Below are 11,673 nucleotides of genomic sequence, written 5' to 3' on the forward strand. Positions count from 1 at the left end.
CCGGGGCCGTCTCTGGCCAGGTCTTGAAGGCCATGTGAAGCGTAGTTACATCAATCATTGAGCGTGCGTTGCACGCGAACTTAACGCTTTGGTCAAGCTTCATCTGTGGAGGTTGTCATGGCTAATACACTGATGGAAGGAAAGAAGAGCCAGGACTGGCTTAATCTGGTCCTTGCCATCTGCCTGTTCATCTCACCTTGGATAATCGGCTTCGCTGCTGAAACCGCTCCCGCATGGAACGCCTGGATTGTTGGCGTCGTGCTGGGCGTCATGGCTTTGGCGACGCTTGCCGCATTCGCCGAGTGGGAGGAATGGGTTAGTGTCGTTCTCGGGCTCTGGCTGATCGTTTCGCCCTGGTTTCTCGACTTCATGGCGAACGGGTACGCGATGGCCACCCACGTCGGTCTCGGCGTGCTGGTGGTTGCCGTATCAGGTTGGGCCGTCTGGGACTTCCGTCATCCGCACGCGCATGCGTGACCGGTAAAAGGGTGGGGGTCCGGCGCGCGAGCGGCGGGCTCCTCCGGATTTGAATTTATGCGCCCCATGCGTTTGCCGTCCAGGCCGCGCGGAGCCGGGTTCGTCGGCTTGCAGTCTGTACCGCGCCATGGATTTCGGTGGGATCGGGCCCCATATCCCGCCCGGGGAGTTTTGAGCGTGAACCTCGCGCGGATGGCGGTTGTTGCCGCGGCCCTCATGGCCGCCGCGGTCGCCAGTCCCTCTTCCTTGGTAACCGGGGAGGCGGCGGAGAGGGTGGCGTTGCGCGTCGAGATGGACGGCGCCATCGGCCCGGCGAGCGCAAGGCAGCTCAAGGAAGCGTTGGCGAACGCCACCGAGCGGCACGCCGAGGTTCTCATCCTCGAGATCGACACACCAGGCGGGCTGGTCACCTCGATGCGCGAGATGATCGCCGATATCCTTGCCTCGCCCGTTCCCGTCATCGGCTATGTCGCGCCCGCCGGGGCGCATGCGGCAAGTGCCGGAACCTACATCCTCTATGCGACCCATGTCGCGGCGATGGCGCCCGGCACCAATCTGGGCGCTGCCACACCGGTCGAGCTTGGCGGGCTGCCGTCTCTTCCCGGTGGCGGCGACCAGAACAAGGGCGACCAGAAGGACGCCACCGGACCGCCGGCGGGCGACGCCATGATGACCAAGATGACGAACGACGCGGTTGCCTTGATCCGCTCGCTCGCCGAACTGCGCGGACGCAATGCCGACTGGGGTGAAAAGGCCGTGCGCGAGGCGGCCAGCCTTTCCGCCAACGCGGCGCTTCAGGCACATGTCGTCGACCTCGTCGCCCATGACACGGCCGAACTGCTGCAGCTTGCCGACGGCCGCATGGTCGAGGTGGCCGGCAAGAAACAGGTGCTGGCGACCAAGGGCCTCCCGGTCGAGACGCTGGAGCCCGGCTGGCTGATCCGGCTTCTCGCCGTCATCACCGATCCCAACATCGCCGTCATCCTGATGCTGGCCGGCTTCTACGGCCTCGTCTTCGAATTCACCAGCCCCGGCGCGGTGGCACCCGGCGTGATCGGCACCATCTGCCTTCTGCTCGGGCTCTATGCCCTCAACCTGTTGCCGATCAGCTATGCCGGCCTTGCCCTGATGCTGCTTGGCCTCGCCTTCCTCGTCATCGAGGCCTTCAATCCGACCGTGGTGCTTGGGCTTGGTGGCGTGGCCGCCTTCCTGCTCGGCGCCGCCATGCTGCTCAAGGTCGAGGGTCCCGGCTTCGAGATGTCATGGGCGGTCATCGGCACCGCCGCCGCGCTGACGCTTGGCCTGGCGCTGCTGGCCGGCAGCTATCTGTGGGCGGCACGCAAGCGCCTGCCGCGTGTCGGCGCGCAGGCCATGCACGGACTGCCGGCCAAGATACTCGACTGGTCGGGACGCGAGGGCCATGTGCTGGCCCAGGGTGAGCGCTGGCGGGCGAAAGCCGACGAACCGCTCGCCCCTGGCGACAGCGTCGAGGTGGCCGATGTGAGGGGTCTCATGCTGACGGTCCGGCGCAGGAACAATGGAGCAAGGCAATGATCATCGGTTATGTGGCCTATCTGATACTCGCCCTCCTCGTGCTGATGTTCCTCTCCGCGACCATTCGCATCCTGCGGGAATATCAGCGCGGCGTGGTCTTCACGCTCGGCCGCTTCACCGGGGTGAAGGGCCCCGGCCTCATCCTCCTCGTTCCCTTCGTCCAGCAGATGGTGCGGGTCGACCTGCGCGTGGTGGTGCAGGACGTGCCGCCGCAGGACGTGATCTCGCGCGACAACGTCTCGGTGAAGGTCAACGCCGTGCTCTATTTCCGCATCGTCGACGCCGAGCGGGCAATCATCCAGGTCGAGGATTTCATGGCCGCCACCAACCAGCTTGCGCAGACCACGCTGCGCTCGGTGCTCGGCAAGCACGAGCTCGACGAGATGCTGGCCGAGCGCGACAAGCTCAACAGCGACATCCAGGAGATTCTCGACCAGCGCACCGATGCCTGGGGTATCAAGGTCTCCAATGTCGAGATCAAGCATGTCGACCTCAACGAAAGCATGGTCCGCGCCATCGCCAAGCAGGCCGAAGCCGAGCGGCTGCGGCGTGCCAAGGTGATCAATGCCGATGGCGAGCAGCAGGCGGCGGCAAAGCTGGTCGAGGCCGGCAAGATGCTGGCGGCCGAGCCGCAAGCCATGCAGCTGCGCTATTTCGAGGCCCTGCACGACATCGCGGGCGAGCGCTCGTCGACAGTGGTGTTTCCGCTGCCGGTGGATCTGCTCACGATTTTCAACAAAAAGCCGGACGGCGCCAAGTGAACCGGCTAGGGCGCTGAGCAGCCGCATCGCCAGCTTCGGGTTCTCCGACCGTGCTGCGATAACCCTGGCGCACAGCCCATTGCCCGCACCGCCGAGATCGCTGGCGTGACGCTGCGCTACACCGACGTCATCCGCGGCGTCTATCTGGAACGGTGCTCAATGCTCCTTCCAGGCCACCGGGGCCATGCGCTTGGGCGGCACGTCGTTTTCATCCGGATTGGGGACAGGGTCTTCATCCGGAAGCCTGTCCGGATCCGGCTCGCGCATGGGCTTCGGTTCGGGAAGCGGCGGCGGCGTGGGTACTGGAACAGGCGTTGGGTCGGGGTTAGGCAGAATGGCCATGAAATAACTCCTGCGTGGGGCTTGATGGGTGGTCGACATCCGGGGGGATGTCGAACAACCCGACATCCAGGTGTCCTCAGCGTCTTTGACGGCGTCTCGACCAGATCTGATGCGGGCAGAACGGTCGTGCTTGCGGTTGGTTCCGGTGCGGTTTCGGTCACGACCCGGACGCGCTCTCGCGAGCCGTGCCGCGGAATGGAGCCAGGTCGTCAAAAATGAATCGTCCTACCGTGCATTTCCGGGTCTTGCCGACCTCACGGAGCGCCATAATTCCATTCAAGGCTGGAGCGAATTCAGCCACTGAATAGGAGGCGTCCGTGAAGCATCAAACCGTTGACCAACTGAATGCCGTTGCCGACGTCCACGCCGAGGCAACCTATCTTGTCGCGACCCGAGGCGAACGCCTCGAACGCTGGGCGCAGCTTCTGGAGCAAAATCCCAACAGGTGCCTAGGGGCGCTGACGGGGACCGAGTACCAATCCGTGGAGGTGCGCGAAAGAATGCGTTCCGCGGGATCACCAATCACAGTTGCTTTCGAAGATCCGATCTTTCGCGCGCTGGGCTTGAAGGAGGATACCTACGGTGAGGCCAAGCGCTTCTTCGAACTGACCGATTGGCAGCTCCACGGAATCGTCTGCCACTGCCATGTCGGCGCCACGATGACGGCACGATGGGCCGCATCCCGTGTCCGCGCGGCAATGTCCGCAAGATCCGGTTTCTTCGCGTGGCTGCGAGGAGCGTTTCTGCACTGAAGGCCGATGCCCGGCTGGCGAACATCGCGCACGGCGTCGAGTTCGGCTGAACGAATGCTTGAAGATCTATGAGGCGGCAGCGGGTCTGTCCGCCCCCTATCGATTGTGCTGGATGGCGCCGCTTGTCTGCTACCAGCGGCCGCTCGCCGAACACGATGTCGAGCGAGCCGATCTCATCGCGTCGAAAATCGGAACGCTGACAAACAGCATTCGATCTCGCCATCCCGGCGCAGGCACGGGAACGCCGAGAAAGTTGCATGCCGGCTCGATATATCAGATCATGACGGTTGGCAGGGGGAAGATCGAGTGGCCAATCGTCGAAACGGCACGGCGTCTCCGGCTCATGGGTCGGAGGACATGCTTTCGGCCGCCACGCCTCACCCTCGAACCTCATTGCCCAATGTGGCAACCACCGTCACGACGGTGGCGGCACTGTATTTCGGGCGCGAGGTCTTCCTGCCGATCGCGATCGCGCTGCTGCTCACCTTCGCGCTCGCGCCGCTTGTCGCGGCGCTCAAAAAGGTCGGCATACCCCGGATTGCGGCTGTCGTCGCCAGCGTGCTGGGCGCTTTCGCGGCGCTTGGCCTGTTCTCCTTCATCGTCGCCACGCAGGTCAGCGAACTGGCGCAGAACATCCCCGTCTACCAGACCAACATCCTGACCAAGATCCGTTCGCTCAAGGAAACCGGGGTCGGGGGAGGGATCCTTGCCAGATTGAGCCAGGTGGTCGAGCGTGTCGGCCAGGAAATCGACCGGCAGGACGCTACGCTGCCGGCCGTCACCCCGGAAAAGCCGCCGCGTGAGCCGGTGCCCGTCGAGATCGTCTCGCGCGAAAGGCCGCTCGAAGTCCTGCAGAACATAGTCGGCCCGCTGATCAGCCCGCTCGGATCGGCCGGGCTGATCATCGTCGTCGTCATCTTCATGCTGCTCGAGCGCGAGGACTTGCGCGACCGCTTCATCAGGCTTGTCGGTTACGGCGACCTCCACCGCACCACGGAGGCGCTTCAGGATGCCGGCAAGCGGGTGGGCCTCTACCTGCTGATGCAATTGGTGGTCAACATCGTCTACGCGATACCGATCGCGATCGGGCTCTGGATCCTCGGCATTCCCAATGCCCTGCTGTGGGGACTGCTGGCGCTGGCGCTGCGTTTCGTTCCCTATATCGGCCCGGCCATAGGCATGCTGCTGCCGCTGTTCCTGGCGCTGGCCGTGGCGCCCGGCTGGTCGCTCGTGCTGTGGACGGCCGCCCTGTTCGTGGTGATGGAACTGATAACCGGCAATGTCATCGAACCTTGGCTTTACGGTTCGCGAACGGGACTGTCGCCGCTGGCGATCATCGTCGCGGCGATCTTCTGGACGTGGCTCTGGGGACCGCTCGGGCTGATCCTGTCGACGCCGCTCACCGTCTGCCTGGTGGTGCTGGGCAGGCACGTGCCGCAGTTTGAATTCCTCGACGTGCTGTTCGGCAACGAGCCGGTGCTCGAACCCCATGCGCGACTATACCAGCGGCTGCTGGCCGGAGATCCGGAAGAAGCCACCGACCACGCCGAGGAGATGCTGGAGGAGAAATATCTTGTCGAATTCTACGACAAGGTCGCCATTCCGGCGCTCCTGCTGGGCGAGCGCGACCGGGTGCGCGGCGTCATGGGCGACCTGCAACGGCGGCAGGTGGCGGCCAGCGCCCTGACGCTGGTGGCCAACCTCGACGACAGCGCACAGGAGGAGGCAGGCGAGGAGGAGGACCCGCACGTGGCCGAGGAGGCGGGCGACCATGGCGATGCCGCCGGCGAGAACGAGACCGATCTGCCCGATGGCGCCGGCATATCGGTGCTTTGCGCCGGCGGGCGCGGCGAACTCGACGATGCCACTGCCGCGATGCTGGCGCAGGTGCTGGAGGTCCAGGGCGCGACGGTAGCAACGGCCGGCTTTGCCGAGATGGAACCCGCCAACATCCGCCGCATCGAGCTCGAAACCATCGACTCCGTCGTGGTCGGCTTCCTGAACCGCGATTCCGTCAAGCACGCCCGCTTTCTGGTTCGGCGGCTGAAGCGCGCGAAGGCCGCCCTTCGGGTGGGAATCGTGTTCTGGTCGGAGACCGCCGCCGAGGACAAGGAAACGGCCGCCAGGCTGGCCCAGGACATCAACGCGGATTTCGTGGCGCATGGCATGGTCGATGCCGTACTGGGCGCACTGTCAAACGAGCCGCCGGTTGCCCTCAAGCTCATCGCCAAACGCCGCATGCGCCGGCAGCGGCCCGCGCCCAGGAAGGTGCCGGCGGCGGCGGCGAGCTAGGGTCGCCGTCGCCTCGTTCGGCAATGGGTCCGGCAAGCCCGGCACCGATGGCGAAAGAGCAGGTATCCAGTTCCCGTTTCGGGATCGCCCGCTCTACCGATCGACCATCGCCATGCCGCGCTCGGTGTAGCGCGGGCCAGCGATTTTCCCGGGCGCCAGGGCGTCGTCGAGCGCGGCCATTTCGGTGGCGTCGAGTTTCAGGGATTCGGCGGCGACGTTCTCCTCCAGATATCTGATCCGCTTGGTGCCGGGGATCGGCACGATGTCGATGTCGAAACCGCTGCCCTTCCGCAGCAGCCAGGCCAGCGCGACCTGGCCGGGCTTGACGCCCCGGGCAGCCGCGATGTCGCGCACCTTGGCCGCCGCCTCGACATTGGCGTCGTAGTTTTCGCCCTGGTAGCGCGGATCGTTGCGGCGGTAGTCGCCCTCGGCATAGTCCTCCGCGCGCTTGACCTCGCCGGTGAGAAAACCGCGGCCGAGCGGCGAGAACGGCACCAGGCCGATGCCGAGTTCACCCAGCAGCGGGATGATCTCCGGCTCCAGATTGCGCTCCCACAGCGAGTACTCGCTCTGCACCGCCGACACCGGATGCACGGCATGCGCCCGGCGGATGTTGGCCACACCCGCCTCGGACAGGCCGAAGAAGCGCACCTTGCCTTGCGCGACCAGTTCACCAACGGCGCCCGCGACATCCTCCATCGGCACCGCCGGGTCGACGCGGTGCTGGTAGATGAGGTCGATATGGTCGGTGGCGAGTCGGCCGAGCGAGGCTTCCACGGCCTCGCGGATGTGCCCGGGCCGGCTATCGGTTCCGACCTGCTTGCCGTTTTCTATGCGGAAGCCGAATTTGGTGGCGATCGTCACCTGGTCGCGCTTGCCCTTCAACGCCCGGCCGAGCAGGGCCTCGTTGGTGTAGGGGCCATAGACCTCGGCGGTGTCGAGGAAGGTGCAGCCGAGCTCGATGGCGCGGTGCAGCGTTGCGATGGATTGGGCCTCATCGGCCGGGCCATAGGATTGGCTCATGCCCATGCAGCCGAGGCCGATGGCAGAGACCTGCAGCCCCTGACTGCCGAGCTTGCGTGTTTTCAGGGTCATTGGTGCGCTCTCCGGTGCAGCTCGCCACGACTATAGGCGCGTCCGCTCCATTCTTAACAGGCGGGCTGGCCGCCACAATCGCCGGCCATGGGTCACGCTGCCTATCCCGGCGCCTCCGACAATCGGTTCGCCGGGCGATATTCCTGAAACCAGCCGCTCAGGCCGAAATACCGCCACGCCCGGATCGCTGCCCGGTCATCCAGGGCAGGACGCTCGAGATTTCCTCCAGGATGCGCGCCGATCTTGCCCAGCCGGCGAAGGCTTCCCGGGCAACCGACGGCGGCAACAGCCCGTCAAAGGCGCGATGGCAGGCGCGCCGGGCGGTATCGAAGATCGGGCCGCGGCGGTTGCTCGGCCATTCGTCGAGAAAGTCGAGGGCCTCGTCGAGGCAGGTGATTTCCTGGACGATCATCTGACCGTCCTTGACGAAAACGGGGTGGTTGAAACGCCTGTCGTTCATCACTTCCTCCAATCGCTTGAACGATGCTTTGAACTGGCCGGCAACGCTGGCTCCGGCTATCGCAAAATATGCGAGGGGCGGGTTTCCGTGTCAAGAACAGACACGGGCGGCCAGACTACTCGATCAGGATATGCGCCTCGCGGGCGGCCTCGACGAAAGCCTCCCGGGCGATGTCGGAGGACACGTCACCACTCGTCGCCCGGCGGCAGGCGCGCAACGCCGATTGATGTTTTGGGCTGCCGGCGTCACGCCAATGTGTCGTGAGCAATTCAATGGCTTGCTGTGTATTGGACAAATGGTGGATGGAACCGGTGACACCGACCGACACCGCCACGGGTTTGGAAAACCATGCAGTCTGCATTGGAACCTCGACAGGCCTGAAGCGATAAACGCCTTTGGCGGCCCAAGGTTTCGTCGGTGCCAATCACTCTGCCGTGAGAGTCCGAAACATCCGTTCTCCAACGACCATCCGCATCGACACCCGGTTTGTTCGCCTTCGGCTTGTGTTCCGTCGCCCCAACTGTTGCCGGCGAAAGCGGCTTCAGTCACCACCTGCCAATATAGGCGGCCAGTTCGTCCGGCGTCCCATTTGGAAAGGCCTGTTTCAGAAAGTCCAGGAACGCCGACACGCGTGCGCTGAGCAGCCGCCGAGATGGGTAGAGCGTCCAGAGAGCGATCTCGGGGCCGTCGATGTCCCCCCAATTCACCAGTGTGCCGTCAGCCAAGTCGTGGCTCACCAGCGAAATTGGGAGACGTCCAACACCGACGCCGGCTCGCACCGCATCCCGCACCATGATCAGCGTTGACAAAGCGAGGACAGGTTCGATCGTAATCGTCGACCGGCCACCTTGTGTCTTCACGTGCCATGTTTGCCGTTCGCCTGTGCCACGCGCAACGCCAGGAGCGGCCCGTCCACCGGTCGTGCGAGGAAGGTGTGGGCTCGCCACAACGACCAGGCGGTCGCGGAGAAACGCCCGTCCGACCAGGCTTTCGTCGGGATCCGGATTGACCCGGATCACCAGGTCGTAGCCTTCCTCGATCATGTCGACAGGGCGGTCCTCCGTCGTGACCTCAAGCCTTACCTCCGGATGTTTGAGGGTAAACCCCGCGGCGATCCTCCCCATCGCGGTCTGAGAAAAATGGAGAGGTGCGCTGATCCTTAATCTGCCCTTGGGTCTCTGACCGCCCGAGGCGATCGCCGCGGCCGTCTCGTCCAGTTCGGCGAGCAAGGTCCCCGTCCGCTCGAAGAGTGCCCGCCCTTCCTCGGTGAGCTTCAGGTTGCGCGCACCTCGTTCGAACAGGCGCAGATCAAGACTGCTTTCCAAGTCGCCGACGCGCCGAGACAGCGTTGCCTTGGGCCGGCCGGTGGCCCTTGCCGCTTTGCCGAAGCCACCATGGCGGGCAACGAGGTTGAAGTCGGCGAGGGCAAGGAGATCCATGATCGTTCCACCAGTGGGACGCTGCGTCCAGAATTTCCGTCTATTGGACTGCTAGTGAGCCACACATATTGGGCGTGTCAAGCAATCCAACAGGAGAAATTTCCATGACCATTCTCGTCACCGGCGCCACAGGCAATGTTGGCCGCCAAGTCGTCGAACACCTCGTCCAGCGCGGCGCCGATGTCCGTGCTCTCGTCCGCGATCCCTCGAAAGCAAGCTTCCCGGCGGGCGTATCGGTCGCGCAGGGCGACTTTCTCGACGTCGATTCGCTGCGCAAAGCCATGTCCGGCATTTCCACCCTGTTCCTTTTGAACGCCGTGGTGCCGGACGAATTCACGCAGGCCTTGGTGGCGCTGAACGTCGCCCGGTCGGCTGGCATCGAGCGGATCGTCTATCTTTCGGTGATCCATGCCGACGTCTATGCGAACGTGCCGCATTTCGCCGGCAAGTTCGGCGTCGAGCGAATGATCGAGCAGATGGACTTCAAGGCTACGATCTTGCGCCCGGCCTACTTCATCCAGAACGATCTGATGATCGAAGCCGCCATCACCGGCTACGGCGCCTACACGATGCCGATCGGCGGCAAGGGGCTCGCCATGATCGACGTGCGTGATATCGCCGAGATCGCCGCCCTTGAGCTGCTGCGCCGCGAACGGGCTGCGGAGCCACTTGCGCTCGATCGGATCAACCTCGTCGGTCCGCAGACGCTGACCGGGGCGGATATCGCCGCGATCTGGTCGGACGTGCTCGCCCGTCCGATCAGCTACGGCGGCGATGATACAGAGGGCTTCGAGCAAAACCTCAAGCAGTTCTTGCCTGCCTGGATGGCCTACGACATGCGCTTGATGGGCGAGCGGTTCTTGACCGACGGAATGCTGCCCGAGGCTGGCGACGTCGATCGCCTGACCGCGCTTCTGGGCCGCCCACTGCGCCCATATCGCGACTTTGCCTCACAAGTCGCTGCCTCCGCCTGACGGAAGCAAGCGCAAGGACCATTAACATGGACAACAGGGCGGCCTCTTGAGGAGGACGCCCTGCCTTTGCGTGGGACAATGTGTTCAACCAAAATTGCCCTACTGCCGGGAAGCCGGAAGAGGTCTATCGATCACGCGCTCGCCATCGTCGCCGGCCTGGCCATCCACGAACGTCCCAGCGACGCCGTCGACAGAGCTGAGGCCGTCGAATTCGATTGCGACGCCAATGAGTTGGGCTGCCTGCAGGACGAGGTATTCGACGTCCTCAAGGGCGACGTTCTCGGCCAGATTCCTGACCCTGACCCGTTCCGCCACCGCCGTGATGTTGACGATGCCGGCCGTCTTGAATGCCATCAGGACTGCTGAACTGACGTCATCGCGCAGGCGCGTCGAGTAATCATACCGCATCGAAACCTCCCAACCGGAACGGTTTTCTGTTCAGATTCCACCATGCGGCAAGGACTCCGCCATGGCAATTCACAAATTAAATATTATCCAAAAAAATCAATCAGTTAGTAGAGTTATGCAATTGCGTGGCCAGCGCCGAATCCTCATCATGCGCCTGGTGCGCGAACCATCCATAGCAGGGTCTTGACGCATTATGAGGCTTATCCTATTTATTAGCCAAGTGAGTTAATACTAACTCAACGTATTCTTGGTCCTGAGCGAGGAAAGCGCCATGGCTGAATTGGAACGCCCCGAACGACTGCAAATCATGCTGACGGCCGATGAACTGGCCGCGCTGGAAAACTGGCGCTACGACAAGCGCATGCCGAGCCGCTCGGCCGCGGTCAGGGAACTGTTGCGGCGCGGCCTTGCCTCGGACGGGTTCCTGACGGCGGAGCAAGGGGTTAAGTCGCAGGATTTCGGCATCCTGCGCAGCTCCGATGGCAACGGCGCCGCAGACCACGGCGGTTGACCGCAACTTTTGCGATCCGGCGCCTGGCAAGAAGCAACGGGCCGCCGGCCGACGTCTTGGTGGCGGATGTTGGCCTAGAGAATGTTGGTCGTCACTTCGACGATGATCGCGGCACCCTCCAGCGTGCCATTGGTCACATGCACGACACGTGATACCCGCAGATCCTGTGTATTTCCATCGATCGACAGGGAAACGCTTTCGCCAATCCGGGGAACCGCCTGGAAAATTGCATCGGTGGCTTCAGGTCGGTTGTCGATCGATATGCGGCAGTTGACGGTCATGTGGTCTCTCCTGTGTCGGACCCCGGTCGTCAACGCGGGCTCCGCGAAATGGTTTCGGGGAACAGATGCAACTTAGTGGCGCCCGAATTCGTACAGCAGGAATTGCTCCATTGTTCATCGTAGCGGGGCAACAGGCTCGCCGGGGAGGGCGTTGGGGCCGCCCCGGCGAGTTTTGTCCTCGTTGCCTCGCAAACCGTCAGCCAATAGCCAGGTTGGTCGGCTAGCTCAGTGCTATCCGTTCATTTCGCCCCGCGTGGCACGACATAACTCGTCACGGCATCTATTCCTCGCGTGACGACGACCGTAGTGTAGTCCGCCGGTGGAGAA

At 63.6% G+C, this 11,673-nt stretch carries 14 protein-coding genes; 7 read left to right on the forward strand and 7 right to left on the reverse strand.

The window, feature by feature from the left end; all coding sequences use genetic code 11:
- Positions 1-117 precede the first annotated feature (117 nt).
- The 3 genes from NKH19_RS27090 (at position 118) to NKH19_RS27100 (ending at position 2,792) form a co-directional block, all read left to right on the forward strand.
- Positions 118-477 carry an SPW repeat protein gene (locus NKH19_RS27090; RefSeq protein ID WP_352872618.1) on the forward strand — a complete coding sequence of 120 codons (360 nt, stop codon included), beginning with the start codon at positions 118-120 and terminating at the stop codon, positions 475-477.
- A gap of 177 nt (positions 478-654) precedes the next feature.
- Positions 655-2,031, forward strand: a complete 1,377-nt coding sequence (locus NKH19_RS27095; RefSeq protein WP_352872619.1) for an NfeD family protein — start codon at positions 655-657, stop codon at positions 2,029-2,031.
- Positions 2,028-2,792, forward strand: a complete 765-nt coding sequence (locus NKH19_RS27100; RefSeq protein WP_352872620.1) for a slipin family protein — start codon at positions 2,028-2,030, stop codon at positions 2,790-2,792. Before NKH19_RS27095 ends, NKH19_RS27100 begins: the two co-directional genes overlap by 4 nt.
- A 156-nt stretch (positions 2,793-2,948) precedes the next feature.
- Here NKH19_RS27100 and NKH19_RS27105 read toward each other — a convergent pair whose 3' ends face one another.
- Positions 2,949-3,134, reverse strand: coding sequence for a hypothetical protein (locus NKH19_RS27105; RefSeq protein WP_352872661.1), 186 nt, complete (start codon positions 3,132-3,134; stop codon positions 2,949-2,951).
- Between the two features lie 317 nt (positions 3,135-3,451).
- Between NKH19_RS27105 and NKH19_RS27110 the strand changes: the two genes are divergently transcribed.
- A complete protein-coding gene (locus NKH19_RS27110) occupies positions 3,452-3,886 on the forward strand; it encodes a hypothetical protein (protein ID WP_352872621.1) in 435 nt (144 codons plus the stop codon).
- 357 nt (positions 3,887-4,243) lie between these two features.
- Positions 4,244-6,178, forward strand: a complete 1,935-nt coding sequence (locus tag NKH19_RS27115) for an AI-2E family transporter (RefSeq protein ID WP_352872659.1) — start codon at positions 4,244-4,246, stop codon at positions 6,176-6,178.
- 93 nt (positions 6,179-6,271) lie between these two features.
- Here NKH19_RS27115 and NKH19_RS27120 read toward each other — a convergent pair whose 3' ends face one another.
- The 4 genes from NKH19_RS27120 to NKH19_RS27135 form a co-directional block, all read right to left on the reverse strand.
- Complete coding sequence (locus NKH19_RS27120; RefSeq protein ID WP_352872622.1) at positions 6,272-7,273, reverse strand: aldo/keto reductase; 1,002 nt, start codon at positions 7,271-7,273, stop codon at positions 6,272-6,274.
- A 157-nt stretch (positions 7,274-7,430) separates the two neighbouring features.
- A complete protein-coding gene (locus NKH19_RS27125) occupies positions 7,431-7,733 on the reverse strand; it encodes a DUF982 domain-containing protein (RefSeq protein WP_352872624.1) in 303 nt (100 codons plus the stop codon).
- Positions 7,734-7,848: 115 nt separating this feature from the next.
- Positions 7,849-8,094 carry a DUF982 domain-containing protein gene (locus NKH19_RS27130; protein WP_352883064.1) on the reverse strand — a complete coding sequence of 82 codons (246 nt, stop codon included), beginning with the start codon at positions 8,092-8,094 and terminating at the stop codon, positions 7,849-7,851.
- Between the two features lie 184 nt (positions 8,095-8,278).
- Positions 8,279-9,172 (reverse strand): LysR family transcriptional regulator, encoded by an 894-nt coding sequence (locus NKH19_RS27135; RefSeq protein WP_352872627.1) that lies wholly within the window; start codon positions 9,170-9,172, stop codon positions 8,279-8,281.
- 104 nt (positions 9,173-9,276) lie between these two features.
- Between NKH19_RS27135 and NKH19_RS27140 the strand changes: the two genes are divergently transcribed.
- Positions 9,277-10,146: an SDR family oxidoreductase gene (locus NKH19_RS27140; RefSeq protein WP_352872628.1), complete on the forward strand. Its 870-nt coding sequence runs from the start codon at positions 9,277-9,279 to the stop codon at positions 10,144-10,146.
- Positions 10,147-10,245: 99 nt separating this feature from the next.
- Here the strand turns inward: NKH19_RS27140 and NKH19_RS27145 are convergent, their stop codons facing one another.
- On the reverse strand, positions 10,246-10,554 hold the full coding sequence (locus tag NKH19_RS27145; protein WP_352872629.1) for a hypothetical protein: 309 nt from the start codon (positions 10,552-10,554) through the stop codon (positions 10,246-10,248).
- Positions 10,555-10,825: 271 nt separating this feature from the next.
- On the opposite strand from NKH19_RS27145, the gene NKH19_RS27150 reads away from it, so the two are divergent.
- A complete protein-coding gene (locus NKH19_RS27150; protein WP_352872630.1) occupies positions 10,826-11,065 on the forward strand; it encodes a hypothetical protein in 240 nt (79 codons plus the stop codon).
- Positions 11,066-11,139: 74 nt separating this feature from the next.
- On the opposite strand, the gene NKH19_RS27155 is transcribed toward NKH19_RS27150, so the two are convergent.
- Positions 11,140-11,346, reverse strand: coding sequence for a hypothetical protein (locus tag NKH19_RS27155; RefSeq protein WP_352872632.1), 207 nt, complete (start codon positions 11,344-11,346; stop codon positions 11,140-11,142).
- Positions 11,347-11,673 lie beyond the last annotated feature (327 nt).

The sequence above is a fragment of the Mesorhizobium sp. M1338 genome (genome assembly GCF_040318045.1).
In the GTDB taxonomy this organism is placed as follows: domain Bacteria; phylum Pseudomonadota; class Alphaproteobacteria; order Rhizobiales; family Rhizobiaceae; genus Mesorhizobium.

What these genes read in the sequence shown, in the direction of transcription:
- NKH19_RS27090 (WP_352872618.1), top strand. Translation starts at nt 118, where the DNA reads ATGGCTAATACACTGATGGAAGGAAAGAAGAGCCAGGACTGGCTTAAT.
- NKH19_RS27100 (WP_352872620.1), top strand. Translation starts at nt 2,028, where the DNA reads ATGATCATCGGTTATGTGGCCTATCTGATACTCGCCCTCCTCGTGCTG.
- NKH19_RS27105 (WP_352872661.1), bottom strand. Translation starts at nt 3,134, where the DNA reads ATGGCCATTCTGCCTAACCCCGACCCAACGCCTGTTCCAGTACCCACG.
- NKH19_RS27115 (WP_352872659.1), top strand. Translation starts at nt 4,244, where the DNA reads ATGCTTTCGGCCGCCACGCCTCACCCTCGAACCTCATTGCCCAATGTG.
- NKH19_RS27120 (WP_352872622.1), bottom strand. Translation starts at nt 7,273, where the DNA reads ATGACCCTGAAAACACGCAAGCTCGGCAGTCAGGGGCTGCAGGTCTCT.
- NKH19_RS27125 (WP_352872624.1), bottom strand. Translation starts at nt 7,733, where the DNA reads ATGAACGACAGGCGTTTCAACCACCCCGTTTTCGTCAAGGACGGTCAG.
- NKH19_RS27130 (WP_352883064.1), bottom strand. Translation starts at nt 8,094, where the DNA reads ATGCAGACTGCATGGTTTTCCAAACCCGTGGCGGTGTCGGTCGGTGTC.
- NKH19_RS27135 (WP_352872627.1), bottom strand. Translation starts at nt 9,172, where the DNA reads ATGGATCTCCTTGCCCTCGCCGACTTCAACCTCGTTGCCCGCCATGGT.
- NKH19_RS27140 (WP_352872628.1), top strand. Translation starts at nt 9,277, where the DNA reads ATGACCATTCTCGTCACCGGCGCCACAGGCAATGTTGGCCGCCAAGTC.
- NKH19_RS27145 (WP_352872629.1), bottom strand. Translation starts at nt 10,554, where the DNA reads ATGCGGTATGATTACTCGACGCGCCTGCGCGATGACGTCAGTTCAGCA.
- NKH19_RS27150 (WP_352872630.1), top strand. Translation starts at nt 10,826, where the DNA reads ATGGCTGAATTGGAACGCCCCGAACGACTGCAAATCATGCTGACGGCC.
- NKH19_RS27155 (WP_352872632.1), bottom strand. Translation starts at nt 11,346, where the DNA reads ATGACCGTCAACTGCCGCATATCGATCGACAACCGACCTGAAGCCACC.